The following is an 18,669-nucleotide window of genomic DNA, read 5'->3' on the forward strand; positions in this document are numbered from 1 at the left end:
GGGTGGAGAATTCAATGCTTGAAATGAAGAAGATATCCAAGGTCGTGGGCGGGGAGACGCACATCTACCCGACCGACCTGGTGCTGGAGAGGGGGTCGCTGAACGTTCTGCTCGGCCCGACCCTTTCCGGCAAGACGTCGCTGATGCGGCTGATGGCCGGCCTCGACAAGCCCGCCTCCGGTTCGCTGCTTTTCGACGGTACCGACGTCACCGGCCTGCCGGTGCAGAAGCGCTCGGTCGCCATGGTCTACCAGCAGTTCATCAACTATCCGGCGATGACGGTCTATGAGAACATCGCCTCGCCGATGCGCATAAGCGGCGCCGACGCCGCCACGATCGACCGCGAGGTGCGCAAGGCCGCCGATCTCTTGAAGCTGACGCCCTATCTCGACCGCACGCCCCTGAACCTCTCGGGCGGCCAGCAGCAGCGCACCGCGCTTGCGCGCGCCATCGTCAAGAATGCCGATCTCGTGCTGCTCGACGAACCGCTCGCCAACCTCGACTACAAGCTGCGCGAGGAACTGCGTGAAGAACTGCCGAAGATCTTCGCCGCCTCCGGCGCGATCTTCGTCTACGCGACCACCGAGCCCTCGGAAGCGCTGTTGCTCGGCGGCAATACGGCTGCCATGAGCCAGGGCCGCATTACCCAGTTCGGCAGGACGATCGACGTCTATCGCCGCCCGGTCGACCTGATCACCGCCCGCACCTTTGCCGATCCGCCGCTGAACTGCATCGAGCTGGTCAAGTCGGGCGCGGCCTTCACGCTCGACGGCAAGCCGGTGCTGACGGTGCCCACGCATCTGGCTGGCATCGCCGACGGTCTCTGCACGGTCGCGTTCCAGCCGCACCACATTTCATTCGACCGCCCGCACGGCGGCGGCGATGCGCTCACCGTCAAGACGGCGATCTCCGAGATCGCCGGCTCGGAAAGCTTCATTCACGTCGGCTTTGCCAATGCGCGCTGGGTGATGCTGGCGCCGGGCATCCACGACATCGAACCCGACGCGACCCTGGATGTCTTCGTCGATACCCGCCACCTCATGGCCTTCGGGCCGGACGGACGCGCCATCGGCGGCGCGGCCTAAAGGGGGCGCTGGGAGGAAAACATGGCACGCATCAATCTCAACCATATCCGCCACGCCTATGGCGCCAAGCCGAAGTCGGAAAACGACTACGCGCTGAAGGAAGTGCACCACGAGTGGAACGACGGCGGCGCCTATGCGCTGCTCGGGCCATCCGGCTGTGGCAAGACCACACTGCTCAACATCATCTCCGGCCTGATCAACCCGTCGGAAGGCCAGATCCTCTTCGACGGCAAGGACGTGACGCATCTGTCGACCCAGGAACGCAACATCGCCCAAGTGTTCCAGTTCCCGGTCATCTACGACACGATGACGGTCTACGACAATCTCGCCTTCCCCTTGCGCAACCGGCATGTGCCGGAGGCCGAGGTCGACCGCCGCGTCAAGGAAACGATCGAGATGATCGGCCTTGGCGGCTGGGCGAAGAAGACGGCTCGCGGGCTTACCGCCGACCAGAAGCAGAAGATCTCGCTCGGCCGCGGCCTCGTGCGCAACGACGTCAGCGCCATCCTGTTCGACGAGCCGCTGACGGTCATCGATCCGGAAATGAAGTGGGTGCTGCGCTCGCAGATCAAGCGCCTGCACAAGCAGTTTGGCTTCACTATGGTCTATGTCACCCACGACCAGACGGAAGCGCTGACCTTCGCCGACAAGGTCGTCGTCATGTATGACGGCCAGATCGTCCAGATCGGCACGCCGGCGGAACTCTTCGAGCGGCCGCGCCACACCTTCGTCGGCTACTTCATCGGCTCGCCGGGCATGAACGTGCTGCCGGTCAAGCTCGACGGCAGCACTGCGACGGTTGGCGGCGAACAGCTGGGCCTTACCTTCCAGCCCACAATCAAGGCCGGCGCCAAGACCGAGCTCGGCATCCGCCCGGAATTCGTCTCGCTCGGCCGCGAAGGCATGCCGGTCGCGATCACCAAGGTCGAAGACATCGGTCGCCACAAGATCGTGCGCGCCCGTTTCGCCGACCAGCCGATCTCGATCATCGTCGACGAGGACGGCGAGATCCCCGCCGAACCGCGCGTCACCTTCGATCCGAAAGCCATCAATATCTACGCCGATTCCTGGCGCGTCGGCGAGGAGGCCTGACCATGGAGAAAACCTGGAACAACAAGGCCTGGTTCATGGTGCTGCCGGTCCTCGTGCTGGTCGCCTTCTCGGCCGTCATCCCGCTGATGACCGTCGTCAACTATTCGGTCCAGGACACCTTCGGCAACAACCAGTTCTTCTGGGCCGGCACCGACTGGTACGTCCAGGTGCTGACGTCGGACCGCTTCTGGGATGCGCTCAGCCGCAACCTGATCTTCTCGGCGATCATTCTGGCCATCGAAATCCCGCTCGGCATCATCATCGCGCTCAACATGCCGAAGAAGGGTCTCGGCGTGCCGGTCTGCCTCGTCCTAATGGCTCTGCCGCTCCTGATCCCGTGGAACGTCGTCGGCACCATCTGGCAGGTCTTCGGCCGCGTCGACATCGGCTTGCTCGGCCGCACGCTCGAAGCGGTCGGCATCAACTACAATTACGTGCAGAACCCCGTTGCCGCCTGGGTCACGCTGATCGTCATGGACGTCTGGCACTGGACGAGCCTCGTCGTGCTGCTCTGCTATGCCGGCCTCGTCTCGATCCCCGACGCCTATTACCAGGCGGCCAAGATCGACGGCGCCTCGCGCTGGTCGGTGTTCCGCTACATCCAGCTGCCGAAGATGAAGCGCGTTCTACTGATCGCCTTCCTGCTGCGGTTCATGGATAGCTTCATGATCTACACCGAGCCCTTCGTCGTCACCGGCGGCGGCCCGGGCAACTCGACCACCTTCCTGTCGATCGACCTCGTCAAGACGGCCATCGGCCAGTTCGACCTCGGTCCGGCGGCAGCGCTATCGATCATCTACTTCCTCATCATCCTGCTGCTCTCGTGGATCTTCTACACCGTGATGACCACGAGCGACGCGCAGGGCTGACAAAGGCGGGAGGAGAAACAAAATGCAAAAACAACCGCTTACCGAACGCCTGTCCTGGCTGGTGCCGACGATCTACATCGTCTTCCTGCTCCTGCCGATCTACTGGCTCGTCAACATGAGCTTCAAGGAAACGAGCGAGATCCTCAGCACCTTCTCGCTCTGGCCGGTCAATCCGACGCTCCGGAACTATGAGGTGATCTTCACCGATCCCTCCTGGTACAACGGCTACATCAACTCGATCATCTACGTCGTCATGAACACGGTGATCTCGGTGACGGCGGCGCTGCCGGCGGCCTACGCCTTCTCGCGCTACCGCTTCCTCGGCGACAAGCACCTGTTCTTCTGGCTCTTGACCAACCGCATGGCGCCGCCGGCCGTCTTCGCCCTGCCCTTCTTCCAGCTCTATTCGGCCTTCGGCCTGATCGACACGCACATCGCGGTGGCGCTTGCGCACTGCCTGTTCAACGTGCCGCTCGCCGTCTGGATCCTGGAAGGCTTCATGTCGGGCGTGCCGAAGGAGATCGACGAAACCGCCTATATCGACGGTTACTCGTTCCCGCGCTTCTTCGTGAAGATCTTCATGCCGCTGATCGCGTCCGGCATCGGTGTCGCCGCCTTCTTCTGCTTCATGTTCTCGTGGGTCGAACTCTTGCTTGCCCGCACGCTGACGACCACGGACGCCAAGCCGATCGCCGCCACCATGACCCGCACGGTTTCCGCCTCCGGTCTCGACTGGGGCGTGCTCGCCGCTGCCGGCGTGCTCACCATCATTCCGGGCGCGCTGGTGATCTATTTCGTTCGCAACTACATCGCCAAGGGCTTTGCCCTGGGGAGGGTATGATGACCGCTCAACCCATTCGCAAGGCGCGTTGGCAACTGCCGTTTGCCGCCGTTCTCGTCGTCTACGCCGCCGTTGCGGGGCTGCTCTTCAGCATGCTGCCGATCAAGGACGGCGCGCGCGACTGGTTCGCGCCGCTCATCCCCGGTGGCTGGATGGCCTGGTCGTTTCCGTCGGCCATGTTCTTCCTCACCATCTTCGCGCTGCTGTCGATGATGGCGGTCTGGGAATATGCCTCGCCCGGTGGCAACCCGCGCGTCGGCATCCTGCGCTTCGAGACGACACGGGGCGATCGCCTCTTCGTGTCACTGCTCGGCAGCGCCTTCATTCACCTCGCATGGCTCGGCTTCGTCGGCGGGCAGAACCTGTGGTGGGCGCTCGCGCTCTCCCTGGTCTATGCCGTCGGCGTCTTCCGCTACGTCTGAGGCGAACCGATTTGAGGGGCCGCTAAACCAGCGACCCCTCGAAAGCCAAAGAACCGCATTCGCAAACCTAAGGGAGGGAATTATGCGACGGCATCTTTTGACTACGACGGCAGCTATGCTGCTGGCATTCACCGGCACCGCATTCGCCGGCATGGACGAAGCCAAGAAGTTCCTCGACAGCGAGATCGGCGACATGTCCTCGCTCGACCGCGCGGCCCAGGAAGCCGAAATGCAGTGGTTCGTCGATGCGGCGAAGCCCTTTGCCGGCATGGAAATCAAGGTCGTTTCCGAAACGATCACCACCCATGAATACGAATCGAAGACGCTGGCCAAGGCCTTCTCCGACATCACCGGCATCAAGATCACCCACGACCTGATCGGCGAAGGCGACGTCGTCGAAAAGCTGCAGACGCAGATGCAGTCGGGCGAAAACGTCTATGACGCCTACATCAACGACTCGGATCTGATCGGTACCCATTGGCGCTACCAGCAGGCCCGCAGCCTGACCGACTTCATGGCCAATGAAGGCAAGGACGTCACCAACCCGAACCTCGACATCGACGACTTCATCGGCAAGTCCTTCACGACAGCACCTGACGGCAAGCTCTACCAGCTGCCCGACCAGCAGTTCGCAAACCTCTACTGGTTCCGCTACGACTGGTTCAACGACGAGAAGAACAAGGCGGACTTCAAGGCGAAGTACGGCTACGACCTCGGCGTTCCGGTCAACTGGTCCGCTTACGAAGACATCGCCGAGTTCTTCACCGGCCGCGAAGTCGACGGCAAGAAAGTCTATGGCCACATGGACTACGGCAAGAAGGACCCGTCGCTCGGCTGGCGCTTCACCGACGCCTGGCTGTCGATGGCCGGCAACGGCGACAAGGGCATTCCGAACGGCAAGCCGGTCGACGAATGGGGCATCAAGGTCGACGAGAATTCGCGTCCGGTCGGCTCCTGCGTTGCCCGCGGTGGCGACACCAACGGCCCGGCTGCCGTCTACTCCATCCAGAAGTACCTCGACTGGATGAAGGCCTATGCACCGGCAGCTGCCCAGGGCATGACCTTCTCGGAATCCGGCCCGGTCCCGTCGCAGGGCGAAGTCGCCCAGCAGATGTTCACCTACACGGCGTTCACCGCCGACTTCGTGAAGCCGGGTCTGCCTGTTGTCAACGAGGACGGCACGCCGAAGTGGCGTTTTGCTCCGAGCCCGCATGGCGTCTACTGGAAGGACGGCATGAAGCTCGGTTACCAGGACGCCGGTTCCTGGACGCTTCTGAAGTCCACGCCTGACGATCGCGCCAAGGCCGCCTGGCTCTACGCGCAGTTCGTGACCTCGAAGACCGTCGACGTGAAGAAGAGCCATGTCGGCCTCACCTTCATCCGCCAGTCGACGCTGGACCACAAGAGCTTCACGGACCGCGCTCCGAAGCTCGGCGGTCTGATCGAGTTCTACCGTTCGCCGGCCCGCCTGCAGTGGTCGCCGACCGGTACGAACGTTCCTGACTATCCGAAGCTGGCTCAGCTGTGGTGGCAGGCGATCGGCGATGCATCCTCGGGTGCCAAGACCGCTCAAGAAGCCATGGACTCGCTCTGCGCCGAGCAGGAGAAGGTTCTCTCCCGTCTCGAACGCTCGGGCGTTCAGGGCGACATCGGTCCGAAGCTCGCCGAAGAGCACGATCTCGAGTACTGGAACAAGGACGCCGTATCCAAGGGCAACCTCGCTCCGCAGCTGAAGATCGAGAACGAGAAGGAAAAGCCGCAGACCGTCAACTACGACGATCTGGTCAAGAGCTGGCAGAAGTAACAGGAAGGCCGCCCCAAACCGGGCGGCCTTTTCTTTTCAGGAGATGCGGCACCGGGGTCGGCAACGGCCCCGGTATTTCTTTGCCGGCTGCCGGGGGACGCCGACCATGCCTACATATGGGCAAGCCGCAGGCGCCCGGACTTCTCTAACCGGCGCTTGTCGAAGATTGCTCTGATCGCCTGCTTCGAGCCGTCATCCATGCGCACGCTCATGTCCATGTAGAGATGCTCGTCGACGATCGTGATGCGGATATCGAAAGGCTTGCCGCGATAACGGCTGGCGCCATCCTCGTTCCAGCGACCGATGCCTTCGGCACTCGAACCCTCGACCCGGCCGAGATGGGTCACCGCGAACCATCCGTCCCTGCCCGTCACCTTGAGCACGGGGCCGTTCCGCCGGATCTCGACCGAGCAGCTCTCGCAGTCACCGGCACCGGAGACGACCTGCTGCCATTGCCCCTGGAAGCTCACGCCGCTCGCCCCGGCAACCGCAGGCCAGAGAACGATCAGCAGCGCGAGAAGCACACGACCGGGAGGCGAAAAGGCCAATCTGCAAGATTTCATCGACATGATCCCAAACGAACCGTGGCGGAACCGTCGCACCCGGCGCGACGAACCATCGTCGTTTCGCATTGCAGCAACGTTGCATCGTTGCTAGGATCACCTCGTTCTTTGCCATGCCTTGGGGCTTTCTTCGGCAAGACGTGCCCGGTCAGAGCCGTTCGACGGTCAAATCCGGACCTTTTCCGCCCCGATCACCCCTCGACAACTCCCCCCGGAATCCGGAAAGTGTTTTCGTTCCGGCAAGACTTGCGACATTCTGTCTCGACAACCGAAGATAGCGTTTCCCCTGTTGGAGGACGGGGGGCCGGACTGGTCGATGCAATGGGAGGAGGAACCATGAGCGACGTTTCCAGCATACATCCCGTGGACGAAAGGCTGCCCGTGGGCAGGCTTGCGACCCTCGGGTTACAGCATGTCCTTGTCATGTATGGCGGCGCCGTCGCAGTGCCTCTGATCGTCGGCCGTGCCTTGCAGCTCAGCCCTCAGGACGTCGCTTTTCTGATTTCGGCCGATCTTTTCGTTTGCGGCCTCGTCACCATCATCCAGTCGCTGGGCGTCGGCCGCAGCATCGGCATCCGGCTCCCGGTCATGATGGGCGTCACCTTCGCCTCGGTCGGCCCGATGGTGTCGATGGCAGCGATGACGCCTGGACAGGAGGGTGCCCGGATGATCTTCGGCGCGATCATCGGCGCCGGCCTCGTCGCGCTGCTGCTTGCGCCGGTCATGGGCCGGCTCCTGAGGTTCTTCCCCCCTGTGGTCACCGGCACGATCATTCTCGTCATCGGCGTTTCGCTGATGCGCGTCGGCGTGAACTGGATCTTCGGCAACCCCTTCGGCCCGACCGCACCCAAGCTCGTCGATCCAACCCATGCAGAATGGCTGGCGGAGCTCAAGAAGGCCGCAGCCACCGGAGGCCCGGCGGTTCCGGATGGCCTGGTGCTTGGCGCCAGCGTACCAAACCCGCTCTACGCCGAGCCGAGCCACATTGCGCTTGCCGGCTTCGTGCTCCTCTCCATTCTCGTGATTGCCCGCTTCGGCCGCGGATTGATCAGCAACATCGCGGTACTGACCGGCGTCGTCGTCGGCTGCGTCGTCGCCGCAGCACTCGGCATGATGCATTTCGACCGGGTGGCGGATGCCGGCTGGTTTGCCGTCGTCACACCGCTGCGCTTCGGCATGCCGATCTTCGATCCGGTGCTGATCGCCACCATGTCGCTGGTCATGATCGTTGTGATGATCGAATCGACCGGCATGTTCCTGGCACTCGGCGAAATCACCAACCGCGAAGTCTCAAGGCAGCAGTTGACGGCCGGCCTTAGGGTCGATGGTCTCGGCACCATGATCGGCGGCCTGTTCAACACCTTCCCCTATACGAGCTTCTCGCAGAATGTCGGCCTTGTCGGCGTCACCGGCGTCAAGAGCCGCTACGTCTGCGTGATGGGGGGCGTCATCATGATCGCGCTCGGCCTGATCCCCAAGATGGGCGCTCTGGTCGAAGCGGTTCCGACCTTCGTGCTCGGCGGCGCCGGCCTTGTCATGTTCGGCATGGTTGCTGCGACCGGCGTACGCATCCTGTCGACCGTCGATTTCAAGTCGTCGCGCAACAACCTGTTCGTGGTCGCCGTCTCGGTCGGCTTCGGCCTGATCCCGCTGATCGCGCCGAACTTCCTGATCTGGCTGCCACATGCGATCCACCCGATCATCGAGTCCGGCATCGTGCTTGCTTCGATCTCGGCGGTCGTGCTCAACGCCTTCTTCAACGGTCTCAGCTTCGAAAGCACAGCCAGCGTCAATGCTGCCAAACTTGCCGATAGCCATTGAGCCAACCGCAATCGCGAAACCCCGGCTTCCCGCGAAAGCCGGGGTTTCGCTTTTCACACGGCAAGATCCCGATACTTCGACCACCAACGAAGCATCCGCCGCCAGCGTCGCGCTAGAACGATGGCAACAATGACGACGCAAGGATGCGACCCCGATGGCCAAGACCAACCTCTCCCTCGAACTCCTGTTGCTTCTGGCGCTCGCAACGCTCTGGGGCGCCTCCTACACCTTCATCAAGATCGGCATCGAGACCATTCCGCCGGTCACGCTGATTGCCGCCCGCACCCTGATTGCCGGCACGCTTCTTCTTGCCGTTCTGCGCTGGCGCGGCCTCAGCCTGCCACGTGACGCGGCAACCTGGCGGCGCTTCCTGTTCCAGGCCTGCCTCAACAGCGTCGTGCCCTTCACGATGATCGCCTGGGCCGAGCAGACGATCGATGCCGGCATCGCCTCGATCCTCAATGCGACGACGCCGATCTTTGCCTTCCTGATGACGGCGCTGATCACCCGCCACGAAGCCGTCACGGCCCGCAAGCTGGTCGGCATCGTTGCCGGCATGACCGGCATCAGCCTGATCATCGGCATGGAGGCCTTCGGCGGTCTCGGCGAACAGTTGCTGCCGCAGCTCGCCGTCGTGCTCGCCACCGTCTGCTACGCGGGCGCCGCCATCTTCGGTCGCGGCTTCAAGGGGCTCGACCCGATGATGCCCGCTGCCGGATCGTTGATTGCAGGCGCTGCGCTGTTGATCCCGGTAAGCCTTGTCGTCGACAGGCCCTGGACGCTGTCACCATCGGCGGAGTCGTTGCTGGCGCTCATCGGCCTCGCCGTCTTCTCGACCGCCCTTGCCTTTGCCATCTACTTCCGGCTGATTCAGACACTGGGCTCGGTCGGCGCCACGGCCCAGGCCTATCTGCGCGTGCCGATCGGCGTTGCCATCGGTGCGCTCTTTCTCGGCGAACGGCTGTCCGACACCGCCTGGATCGGCCTTGGCTGCGTCATCGTCGGGGTCGCGGCCATGACCATCCCGGCACGGCGAAGCGCCGCCGCGATCGCCGACCGCCGCTGAGCCCACTCACGGATAAAGAGAAGAGATCGCGCGCCGTCTGGCGCACCGTTGCCGACGCCTCAGTCCTTGCGCTTGCGGCAGTAGAGTTCCAGCCGGTGACGTACGAGGTCATAGCCGAGTTCGGCGGCGATTTCCGCCTGAAGCTGCTCGATCTTGTCGGAGCGGAACTCGATCACCGCGCCGGTGTCGATATCGATCAGGTGGTCATGATGCGGCGCATCGGCAGTCTCGAAGCGAGCAGTCGCACTCTCGAAGGCATGGCGCTGCACCACGCCCTGTTGCTCAAGCGCAGACAACGTCCGGTAGACCGTCGACAGCGAGACGGTGGCGTCGATTTCCTTCGCCCGGCGATGCAGTTCGTTTGCATCCGGATGGTCTTCTGCGGTGGCGAGGATCTTCAGGATTGCGGCACGCTGGCGCGTCACGCGCACGCCGCCATCCCGCAACACGCCTTCCAGTTCTTCGACACGATTCTTGTTCTGTTTCATGGCCGTACACTAGCCAAGGGCACGGCCTTTGAAAATAGCCAGTTGCGAATGCTTCTCATTTGCATTGACTTATGCAAATCATTCCCCTACTCCTGTGAGCATCAACATCTGGGAGTAGAGAATGATCGATCAGACGAGGCGCGCGATCCTGGCGGCAATGACGGCCGTCGCAGCCATTGCGCTCGTTCCAGGCGCCGCTTACGCGCAGGAGAAATTCAAGGCCGTGACGACCTTCACGGTCATTGCCGACATGGCAAAGAATGTCGCAGGCGACGCAGCCATCGTCGAATCAATCACCAAGCCGGGCGCCGAGATCCACAACTACCAGCCGACGCCGCGCGATATCCTGAAGGCGCATGACGCCAAGCTGATCCTCTGGAACGGCCTGAACCTGGAGCGCTGGTTCGAAAAGTTCTTCCAGAACTTCGACGATGTTCCCGGCGTCGTCGTCTCGACCGGCATCGACCCCATGGGCATTGCCGAGGGGCCCTATTCCGGCAAGCCCAATCCGCATGCCTGGATGTCGCCGTCGGCCGCGTTGATCTATGTCGACAACATCCGCGACGCCTTCGTGAAGTACGACCCTGATAATGCCGAGACCTACAAGGCCAACGCAGAGGCCTACAAGCAGAAGATCGAAGCGACCATCGCGCCGATCCGCGCCGAGATCGCCAAGATCCCCGAGGACAAGCGCTGGCTGGTCTCGAGCGAAGGCGCCTTCAGCTATCTGATCCGCGATTTCGGCATGAAGGAACTCTATCTCTGGCCGATCAACGCCGACCAGCAGGGCACCCCGCAGCAGGTCCGCAAGGTGATCGACGCCGTCCGCGCCAATCATATCCCGGTCGTCTTCTCCGAAAGCACGATTTCGCCTGATCCGGCAGAGCAAGTGGCACGCGAGACCGGTGCAAAATACGGCGGCGTGCTTTACGTTGATTCCCTGAGCGAAGCGGACGGCCCGGTTCCAACCTATGTCGACCTGCTGCGCGTCACATCGGAAACCATCGCCAAGGGTCTTGCACAATGAACCTTCAGGTGAAAACGCGCTCCGGCCCGGCACCTACTTCCGGCGAGCAAGGAAGCGGCATCCGCGTTGCCGGCGCCACCGTCACCTACCGCAACGGCCTGCGGGCGCTGCGCGACGCCAGCTTCGAGATCCCGACCGGCACGATCACCGCACTCGTCGGCGTCAACGGCAGCGGCAAGTCGACACTGTTCAAGGCGATCATGGGCTTTGCCCGCCTGTCGCGCGGCGAGATCGCGATCCTTGGTCTTTCCGTACCGGAGGCGCTGAAGAAAAACCTCGTCGCCTATGTGCCCCAGGCCGAAGAAGTCGACTGGAACTTCCCGGTGCTGGTCGAAGACGTCGTCATGATGGGCCGCTATGGCCACATGAACATGCTGCGCATCCCGAAGAAGATCGATCACGAGGCGGTCGAGGCAGCCCTTGCCCGCGTCGGCATGAGCGACTACCGCAAGCGCCAGATCGGCGAACTCTCCGGCGGCCAGAAGAAGCGCGTCTTCCTCGCGCGCGCCCTTGCCCAGGACGGCAAGGTCATCCTGCTCGACGAGCCCTTCACCGGTGTCGACGTCAAGACCGAGGACGCGATCATCCGTCTGCTCATCGGGCTTCGCGACGAGGGCCGGGTCATGCTGGTCTCGACCCACAATCTCGGCAGCGTGCCGGAGTTCTGCGACCGCACCGTGCTTCTGAAAAACACCGTGCTTGCCTACGGCCCGACCGAAACCACCTTCACCCGCGAAAACCTCGAGCTCGCCTTTGGCGGCGTGCTCCGGCACTTCGTGCTCGGCGGTGAAAACCTGCACGACGACGCCGATCCCCGCCAGCTTGCCGTCATCACCGACGACGAGCGTCCGCTCGTCATGTATGGCGACAAGGACCGCATGGTGGCACAGCCGGCAAAGCCCGAAGCGAACACGGAGCCGAACGGCAAATGACCGCCACGCTTCTCGAACCCTTCACCTACGGCTACATGCTCAACGCCATGTGGGTGAGCGCGCTGGTCGGCGGCGTCTGCGCCTTCCTGTCTTCCTATCTGATGCTTAAGGGCTGGTCGCTGATCGGGGACGCGCTCTCGCATTCGATCGTGCCCGGCGTTGCCGGCGCCTACATGCTCGGCCTGCCCTTCTCGCTCGGCGCCTTCTTCTCCGGCGCGCTTGCCGCCGGCGCCATGCTCTTCCTCAACCAGCGCACAAGGCTCAAGGAAGACACGATCATCGGCCTCATCTTCACCTCCTTCTTCGGCCTCGGCCTCTTCATGGTGTCGCTGTCGCCGACGTCGGTGAACATCCAGACGATCGTGCTCGGCAACATCCTGGCGATCACGCCGGCCGACACGCTGCAGCTGGCGATCATCGGCATCGTCTCGCTGATCATCCTGACGGCCAAGTGGAAGGACCTGATGGTTACCTTCTTCGACGAAAGCCATGCCCGCTCGATCGGCATCCCGACGACCTTCCTCAAGGTCCTGTTCTTCACACTGCTTTCGGCCTGCACGGTCGCGGCGCTGCAGACCGTCGGCGCCTTCCTCGTCATCGCCATGGTGGTGACGCCGGGGGCCACCGCCTATCTGCTGACCGATCGTTTTCCACGGCTGATCCTGATCAGCGTCGCCATCGGCACGCTGACGAGCTTCTTCGGCGCCTATTTCAGCTACTTCCTCGATGGCGCGACCGGCGGCATCATCATCGTGCTGCAGACGCTGATCTTCCTGACGGCCTTCGTCTTTGCCCCGAAACACGGGCTTCTCGCCGCGCGCCGGCGTGGCGCCGAACCGGCGGAGGCTGGCCGATGATCTCGCTCGACATGATGCTTGCCGTGTTCGAATTCGAGTTCATGCGTAACGCGCTTCTGATCTCGGTATTGGTGGCGATCCCAACCGCGATGCTCTCCTGCTTCCTGGTGCTGAAGGGCTGGTCGCTGATGGGCGATGCGATCTCGCACGCCGTCTTTCCCGGCGTGGTGATCTCCTACATCGTCGGCCTGCCGCTCGCCGTCGGCGCCTTTGCCGCCGGCATGTCCTGCGCGCTTCTGACCGGCTATCTCAAGGAGAACAGCCGCATCAAGCAGGATACGGTCATGGGCGTGGTCTTTTCCGGCATGTTCGGTTTCGGCCTGGTGCTCTACACCAAGATCCAGAGCGACGTGCACCTCGATCACATCCTCTTCGGCGACATGCTCGGCATTGGTTGGCCCGACATTGTAGAGACCGGCCTGATTGCGCTGGTGGCCGCCGGCATCCTTGCGGTCAAGTGGCGGGATTTCCTGCTGCATGCCTTCGACCCGGCCCAGGCCAAGGCCGTCGGCCTGCCGGTCAACTGGCTGCACTATGGGCTGCTGGCGATCCTGTCGCTGACAATCGTCGGCGCGCTGAAGGCGGTGGGGCTGATCCTCGCCATCGCCATGCTGATCGCGCCGGGCGCCATCGCCTTCCTGATCACCCGGACAATGGGCATGATGCTTATCGTCGCCGTGCTGGTCGCGATGACGGCGTCGTTTACCGGCGTCTACCTGTCCTTCTTCATCGACAGCGCGCCGGCGCCAACCATCGTGCTCCTGATGACCGCGATGTTCCTGATGGCCTTCGGCTGGTCGTCCTGGCGGACCTACCGCAACGAAGCCCGGCGCGTCGCGGCCGAATGAAAAGGAGGCTCCCGTTGCGGGGGCCTCCTTGCCTTTTCCCACTGGCTCGTCTCAGTGGCTCGGATGCAGCGCGTCGTTGAGATACATGCAGGTCAGCATGGTGAAGATATAGGCCTGGATGAGGGCCATCAGCAGTTCCAGCCCGGTCAGCGCCACCGTCATCAGAAGCGGCATGATCGCCGCGAGAATGCCGAGCGCGCCGAAGCCGCTCAGGCCCACGACGAAGCCCGCGAAAACCTTGAGCGTGATGTGGCCGGCGAGCATGACCGCGAACAGACGCACCGAGTGGCTGACCGGGCGCGAGAGGTAGGAGACCACCTCGATCGGGATGATGATCGGCGCCAGGATCAGCGGCACGCCTGAGGGCATGAACAGCCTGAGAAAGCCGAGACCGTGCCGGTAGAGGCCGTAGAGCGTGACCGTCAGGAACACCAGCATCGCCAGTGCGAAGGTGACGGCGATATGGCTCGTCACCGTGAAGGCATAGGGGAACATGCCGATCAGGTTGGCGGTGAGGATGAACATGAACAGCGAGAATACCAGCGGAAAGAAGCGCATGCCCTTCTCGCCGGCATTGTCGCGCAATGTCTTTGCCGCAAACTCATAGAGGATTTCGGCCGCCGACTGCGCCCGATTCGGCACGAGGCCCCGTCTCCTGGTCGACAGGATCAGGAAGAGGCTGGCGATCGCGATCGTCAGCACCATATAGCCGGCCGAGTTGGTAAAGCTGATCTGGTGGCCGCCGACTTCGGCGATCGGGAAGAGCGACTTGATCTCAAATTGTTCGATGGGTCCGGCCATCATCAACCTCGTGCGTTGGTGACGAAACGTCGGCGGCGCGCGCGGGCGGCCACCCGCGCTTCAATATGTTGGCAAAGCGATCGGCGTCCGGGATCGTTCCACGAAACGATGGCTTCGGGCGGGGTGATCGGGCTGCTCGATGAAGGAAATGGTCACGCGGGCGTGCCGCGGGCTACGGGGCTGCATGGTACGATCGTCTCCAATATCTCGGTCGAGATAATGGGGCCGTCCCCAGGCGAAACACCGACGCGGGTCGTCCCGCGTGCGCCTGACCTAGAGGCAATTTGCGCCGGGGTCAAGTCGGCGCCTGGCCGGCGCGCAACCGGTCTCAGCCGTAGCGACGGTGATCCGCAAGCACTTCGTCGATCACCACGCGCTGCTTTGCCTTTTCGCTCGCCGGCGCGCCAGCCATGCCGGCAAGTACGATCAGCGCCTTCCACAGCGTCCAGCCGCGGCCCCGCGCCCAGGCGCCGTGATCGAGAGCCATGCCATCACGGAAGATCTCGCGGCTTTCGCCGTCGAAGAACGTCCAGGCAATCGCCAGATCGCAAGCGGGGTCTCCGACGCCGGAGGTACCGAAGTCGATGACGCCGCTGAGGCTGCCGTTCTCGACCAGCAGGTTGCCCCAGGCGATATCACCGTGAAACCAGACGGGCGCTCCCTCGAAGGGTGCGGCAAGTGCGGCCTCCCAGACCTCTGCTGCCGCCATCGTGTCGACATCGCCCGCAAGCAGCGTAAGCGCCTGGCGCGTCTGCGCGTCGTAGAAGGCGGGCGGTGCGCCGCGATGGAAATTGTGATCGCCGGGCATGGGCCCACCAGTGGCATCCGCTTGCATCAGCGCGCGCAGGAACCCCGTCAGGTCCTTCGCCACCTGCCCGACATCATCGACCCGCTCCACAGCCAGTGTGTCCCCGGTAAGATATCGATAGACCGACCAGGGCCAGGGAAAACCCTCTCCCGGCACGCCCTTTCCGAGAGGCACCGGAATGGGCAGCGGCAGTTGCGGCGCCAGCAGCGGCAGCCAGCGATGTTCCTTCTCCACCTGCAGAACGTAGTGTTCGGCGCTCGGCAACCGGACGGTCATCCGGTCGCCGAGGCGAAACGTCCTGTTGTCCCAGCCGCCCGGTTCGATCGGGCGTAGGTCGAGGTCCCACCATTGCGGAAACTGCGCCGCGAGTAGCCGGCGCACCAGTGCTACGTCGATCGACGGCGTTGTGGATGTCGGCTCTGTCATGACGGACATGCGCTCCGGTTTTAATTTCTGCGGACGCTAGTTAGGCAGTCACTTCCGGATTTCAACTTTTTAGTTCACTCCGGCGATGGCTCACCGAATAATTGTTCCGAGATGCAACAGTCGCCACGCGGTTATCGGTGGTTGCATATTGCCGCAGCGACGGATTTCGAGGATGAAGAAAGCTTGGACATCTTGCTAGCCTGAGATCATGGAAACCCGGCAGACCGACCGCCCTTCGCTGGAGGCTCCGCAACTCATCGCCCATCATCGGGCGAGCGAGGCTGCATGAGCACGACCAAAGGCAAGACGCCCGCCGGCAAGCCGGCTCGAAGCACCGGTCTGCGCTTCTTCATCGTGGCGCTGCTGCTGATCGTCACCGCCATCGTCGCGACGGCCCTGCTCGCCAACGAGCAACGCAATCTGAAGAAGGTTCTGCTCGCACTCGGCCTGCCGACGACCTTTCTCGAAAGAGGGAGACCAGACGAGACGACGGGCACGAAGCGCGAGAGGCGCGTGCCGCCGCGCGTCGTCCTGCCCGCCTGGACCTTCCAGGACCTGCAGACGCCGGAGCAGCAGTTCCTGCGCGTCATCCGCAGCGACCCAAAGGCGCTTTGCGACGAGTTGCGCGATGCCGGATTTCGGGAACTCGAATGGAAATCGAGCGCCGGCGAACGGGCCCAGTGGGAATGCTCCTCGCTGATTTCCTTGCCCCGGCCGGGCGAGGACAAACCCTCGTCGATCTTCATCTTCGTCAAGGGCAGCGGCGAGGAGGAGATCTCGTCGTTCCGCGTCAAGCTCAACATCGAGCGCCAGGAGGACAGCCAGGCGGTGACGACGGCAGCAGCGCGGGCGGCATCCGTCTTCCTCGATCACGTGCGCTGGGCGGATGCGGCCAGCGTCACCTTGCAGATCCAGGCGCTGAGGGAATTCGACCTCAAGCGCTTTGGCAGCCGCATCCAGCTCAAGCGTGAATCCGACGAGGAGACACAGCGCTACAATTTCCTCGCCAACCAGTCCGCCCGTGCCCGCCCGAAGAGCATTGCCGAGCAATATTTCGACCGCAGCAAGTGGCTCGCCTATGGCGATGGCAGCCTGCGCAGTTTCGTTCGGGGACCGAGTGCCTGGAACGCCCCGGCCAAGGTGCCGGACGGAACGGGCACGGGCAAAGAGGAATCCGAACCGGCCGCCAGCCCGCCCTGATGATCGCGCCGCCTGTCGCTCGAACCGAAGGACGGTCTAGCGATCGATCCGCGTCGAGAGAATGATCGACGACAGCGTCCGGTCGACGCCGTCGATCTCGCCGATGCGGTCGATCAGCAGGTCGAGTTCGCTGATCGACGTCGCGGCAACGACGGCAATCAGGTCGAAGCTGCCGCTGACCGAATGCAGCGTCTGGATTTCCCGGATGGCGCTCAGCTCCGGGGTCACGCGCGAGAGCGCCCGCGGCGCAATGGTGATCAGCACATGCGCCTTGACAAGCCCCTTCTCGTAGCTTTCCGACAGGCGCACGCCATAGCCGGCGATGATGCCTTCGCGCTCCAGCCGCTCGATGCGAGCCTGCACCGTCGTGCGCGACAGGCCGAGCCTTCGGGCAATCGTCGCCGTCGGCATGCGGGCGTTTTCGCTCAAGATGGCGAGGAGCTCCCGATCCTTGTCCGTAATCTGCATTTCGTCGGTCCAGTTGGGCAATCTGCCGAATTTAGATAGGCGATTTAGTCACATCAGCGCTTCAAATCAACAGCCCCTCCCACAACAATAGAGACACAAACAGTTCTCATGCCCTGGGGGAAAGAATGAAGAATATCGTCGTCATCGGAGCAGGCAAGATCGGCTCCACCATCGCTCGCATGCTGGCACACACCGGCGACTACAGCGTCTGCGTCGCCGACCGCGCCGCCGAGCAGCTGGAGCAGGTCGAAAAGCATGCCGCGATCACGACGGCGACCGTCGACATCGGCGACAAGAACGCGCTCGTCGCGCTTCTCTCCGGCAAGTTCGCGGTTCTGAGCGCGGCTCCGTTCCACCTGACGGTCGCCATCGCCGAAGCCGCTGCCGAAGCCGGCATCCACTACCTGGATCTTACCGAAGACGTCGAATCCACCCGCCAGGTCAAGGCGATCGCCGCCAAGGCAAACACCGCCTTCATTCCGCAGTGCGGCCTCGCACCGGGCTTCATCTCGATCGTCGCCAACGACCTCGCCAGCCGTTTCCAGACGCTGGAAAGCGTGCGCATGCGCGTCGGCGCCCTGCCGCAGTACCCGTCGAACGCGCTCAACTACAACCTCACCTGGAGCACCGACGGCGTCATCAACGAATACATCGAGCCCTGCGAAGCGATCGTTGAGAGCAACCTGATCGAAGTGCCGGCCATGGAAGAGCGCGAAGAGTTCTCGCTCGACGGCGTTACCTACGAAGCCTTCAACACCTCGGGCGGCCTCGGCACGCTGTGCGAAACGCTGAAGGGCAAGGTCCGCACGCTGAACTACAAGACGATCCGCTACCCGGGTCACGCCGCCATCATGAAGGCGCTCCTCAACGACCTCGGCCTGCGTCACCGCCGCGAAGTCCTCAAGGACATCTTCGAAAATTCGCTGCCGACCACCACCCAGGACGTCGTCGTGATCTTCGTCACCGTTTCGGGCTTCCGCGACGGTCGCCTGATCCAGGAAACCTACGCCAACAAGGTCTATAGCGGCGTCGTTGCCGGTCGCATGCAGAGCGGCATCCAGATCACCACCGCCGGCAGCATCTGCGCCGTGCTCGATCTGCTTGCCGAAGGCAAGATCGCGCAGAAGGGTTTCGTTCGCCAGGAAGACATCGGCCTCGACACCTTCCTCGCAAACCGCTTCGGCCATTACTACGCCCAGAAGGGCGAGAGCGCGCGCGTCGCCGGCTGAGCCAATCAGTCCTGAAGCGCCG

Annotated in this window: 19 protein-coding genes; 14 read left to right on the plus strand and 5 right to left on the minus strand. The window is 63.1% G+C overall.

All coding sequences use genetic code 11. From position 1 onward, the window contains the following. Window positions 1-14: 14 nt before the first annotated feature. The 6 genes from IB267_RS29125 to IB267_RS29150 all read left to right on the plus strand — a co-directional run bounded on the left by IB267_RS29125 (window position 15) and on the right by IB267_RS29150 (window position 6,113). Window positions 15-1,085, plus strand: coding sequence for an ABC transporter ATP-binding protein (locus IB267_RS29125; protein WP_192450943.1), 1,071 nt, complete (start codon window positions 15-17; stop codon window positions 1,083-1,085). A 21-nt stretch (window positions 1,086-1,106) separates the two neighbouring features. Then, entirely contained in the window at window positions 1,107-2,177 is a 1,071-nt protein-coding gene (locus tag IB267_RS29130; protein ID WP_192450944.1) for an ABC transporter ATP-binding protein, read from the plus strand. Window positions 2,178-2,179: 2 nt separating this feature from the next. After that, window positions 2,180-3,046: a carbohydrate ABC transporter permease gene (locus IB267_RS29135; protein WP_192450945.1), complete on the plus strand. Its 867-nt coding sequence runs from the start codon at window positions 2,180-2,182 to the stop codon at window positions 3,044-3,046. 22 nt (window positions 3,047-3,068) lie between these two features. Then, complete coding sequence (locus tag IB267_RS29140; RefSeq protein WP_043619107.1) at window positions 3,069-3,887, plus strand: carbohydrate ABC transporter permease; 819 nt, start codon at window positions 3,069-3,071, stop codon at window positions 3,885-3,887. Further along, window positions 3,887-4,309, plus strand: a complete 423-nt coding sequence (locus IB267_RS29145; protein ID WP_192450946.1) for a DUF2160 domain-containing protein — start codon at window positions 3,887-3,889, stop codon at window positions 4,307-4,309. Before IB267_RS29140 ends, IB267_RS29145 begins: the two co-directional genes overlap by 1 nt. 82 nt (window positions 4,310-4,391) lie before the next feature. Further along, window positions 4,392-6,113, plus strand: a complete 1,722-nt coding sequence (locus IB267_RS29150; RefSeq protein ID WP_192450947.1) for an ABC transporter substrate-binding protein — start codon at window positions 4,392-4,394, stop codon at window positions 6,111-6,113. A gap of 110 nt (window positions 6,114-6,223) precedes the next feature. Here the strand turns inward: IB267_RS29150 and IB267_RS29155 are convergent, their stop codons facing one another. Next, on the minus strand, window positions 6,224-6,676 hold the full coding sequence (locus IB267_RS29155; RefSeq protein ID WP_192450948.1) for a hypothetical protein: 453 nt from the start codon (window positions 6,674-6,676) through the stop codon (window positions 6,224-6,226). Between the two features lie 336 nt (window positions 6,677-7,012). On the opposite strand from IB267_RS29155, the gene IB267_RS29160 reads away from it, so the two are divergent. Both IB267_RS29160 and IB267_RS29165 read left to right on the plus strand, forming a co-directional pair. Further along, window positions 7,013-8,497, plus strand: a complete 1,485-nt coding sequence (locus IB267_RS29160; protein ID WP_192450949.1) for a nucleobase:cation symporter-2 family protein — start codon at window positions 7,013-7,015, stop codon at window positions 8,495-8,497. A 154-nt stretch (window positions 8,498-8,651) separates the two neighbouring features. Beyond that, complete coding sequence (locus IB267_RS29165) at window positions 8,652-9,563, plus strand: DMT family transporter (protein WP_192450950.1); 912 nt, start codon at window positions 8,652-8,654, stop codon at window positions 9,561-9,563. A gap of 59 nt (window positions 9,564-9,622) precedes the next feature. On the opposite strand, the gene IB267_RS29170 is transcribed toward IB267_RS29165, so the two are convergent. Beyond that, a complete protein-coding gene (locus tag IB267_RS29170) occupies window positions 9,623-10,051 on the minus strand; it encodes a Fur family transcriptional regulator (RefSeq protein ID WP_034802472.1) in 429 nt (142 codons plus the stop codon). A 121-nt stretch (window positions 10,052-10,172) separates the two neighbouring features. Between IB267_RS29170 and IB267_RS29175 the strand changes: the two genes are divergently transcribed. The 4 genes from IB267_RS29175 to IB267_RS29190 are packed head-to-tail and all read left to right on the plus strand — an operon-like array spanning window position 10,173 to window position 13,715. Further along, window positions 10,173-11,078: a metal ABC transporter substrate-binding protein gene (locus IB267_RS29175; protein ID WP_192450951.1), complete on the plus strand. Its 906-nt coding sequence runs from the start codon at window positions 10,173-10,175 to the stop codon at window positions 11,076-11,078. Beyond that, a complete protein-coding gene (locus IB267_RS29180; RefSeq protein ID WP_205237599.1) occupies window positions 11,075-12,010 on the plus strand; it encodes a manganese/iron ABC transporter ATP-binding protein in 936 nt (311 codons plus the stop codon). Before IB267_RS29175 ends, IB267_RS29180 begins: the two co-directional genes overlap by 4 nt. Then, window positions 12,007-12,867, plus strand: coding sequence for a metal ABC transporter permease (locus IB267_RS29185; RefSeq protein ID WP_192450952.1), 861 nt, complete (start codon window positions 12,007-12,009; stop codon window positions 12,865-12,867). Before IB267_RS29180 ends, IB267_RS29185 begins: the two co-directional genes overlap by 4 nt. After that, window positions 12,864-13,715, plus strand: coding sequence for a metal ABC transporter permease (locus tag IB267_RS29190; protein WP_192450953.1), 852 nt, complete (start codon window positions 12,864-12,866; stop codon window positions 13,713-13,715). Before IB267_RS29185 ends, IB267_RS29190 begins: the two co-directional genes overlap by 4 nt. A 51-nt stretch (window positions 13,716-13,766) precedes the next feature. Here the strand turns inward: IB267_RS29190 and IB267_RS29195 are convergent, their stop codons facing one another. Further along, entirely contained in the window at window positions 13,767-14,516 is a 750-nt protein-coding gene (locus IB267_RS29195) for a F0F1 ATP synthase subunit A (protein ID WP_192451106.1), read from the minus strand. A gap of 328 nt (window positions 14,517-14,844) precedes the next feature. Continuing rightward, the gene (locus IB267_RS29200; protein ID WP_192450954.1) at window positions 14,845-15,750 is read right to left on the minus strand and encodes an aminoglycoside phosphotransferase family protein; all 906 of its coding nucleotides are present in this window, start codon (window positions 15,748-15,750) and stop codon (window positions 14,845-14,847) included. Between the two features lie 285 nt (window positions 15,751-16,035). Between IB267_RS29200 and IB267_RS29205 the strand changes: the two genes are divergently transcribed. After that, window positions 16,036-16,950 (plus strand): DUF6030 family protein, encoded by a 915-nt coding sequence (locus IB267_RS29205; protein WP_246810889.1) that lies wholly within the window; start codon window positions 16,036-16,038, stop codon window positions 16,948-16,950. Window positions 16,951-16,986: 36 nt separating this feature from the next. On the opposite strand, the gene IB267_RS29210 is transcribed toward IB267_RS29205, so the two are convergent. Then, window positions 16,987-17,418 carry an Lrp/AsnC family transcriptional regulator gene (locus IB267_RS29210; RefSeq protein WP_043619168.1) on the minus strand — a complete coding sequence of 144 codons (432 nt, stop codon included), beginning with the start codon at window positions 17,416-17,418 and terminating at the stop codon, window positions 16,987-16,989. A 125-nt stretch (window positions 17,419-17,543) separates the two neighbouring features. Between IB267_RS29210 and IB267_RS29215 the strand changes: the two genes are divergently transcribed. Next, window positions 17,544-18,647 carry a saccharopine dehydrogenase family protein gene (locus tag IB267_RS29215; RefSeq protein WP_192450955.1) on the plus strand — a complete coding sequence of 368 codons (1,104 nt, stop codon included), beginning with the start codon at window positions 17,544-17,546 and terminating at the stop codon, window positions 18,645-18,647. Window positions 18,648-18,669 lie beyond the last annotated feature (22 nt).

This window comes from Ensifer sp. ENS09 (assembly GCF_014852425.1).
Lineage (GTDB): Bacteria > Pseudomonadota > Alphaproteobacteria > Rhizobiales > Rhizobiaceae > Ensifer.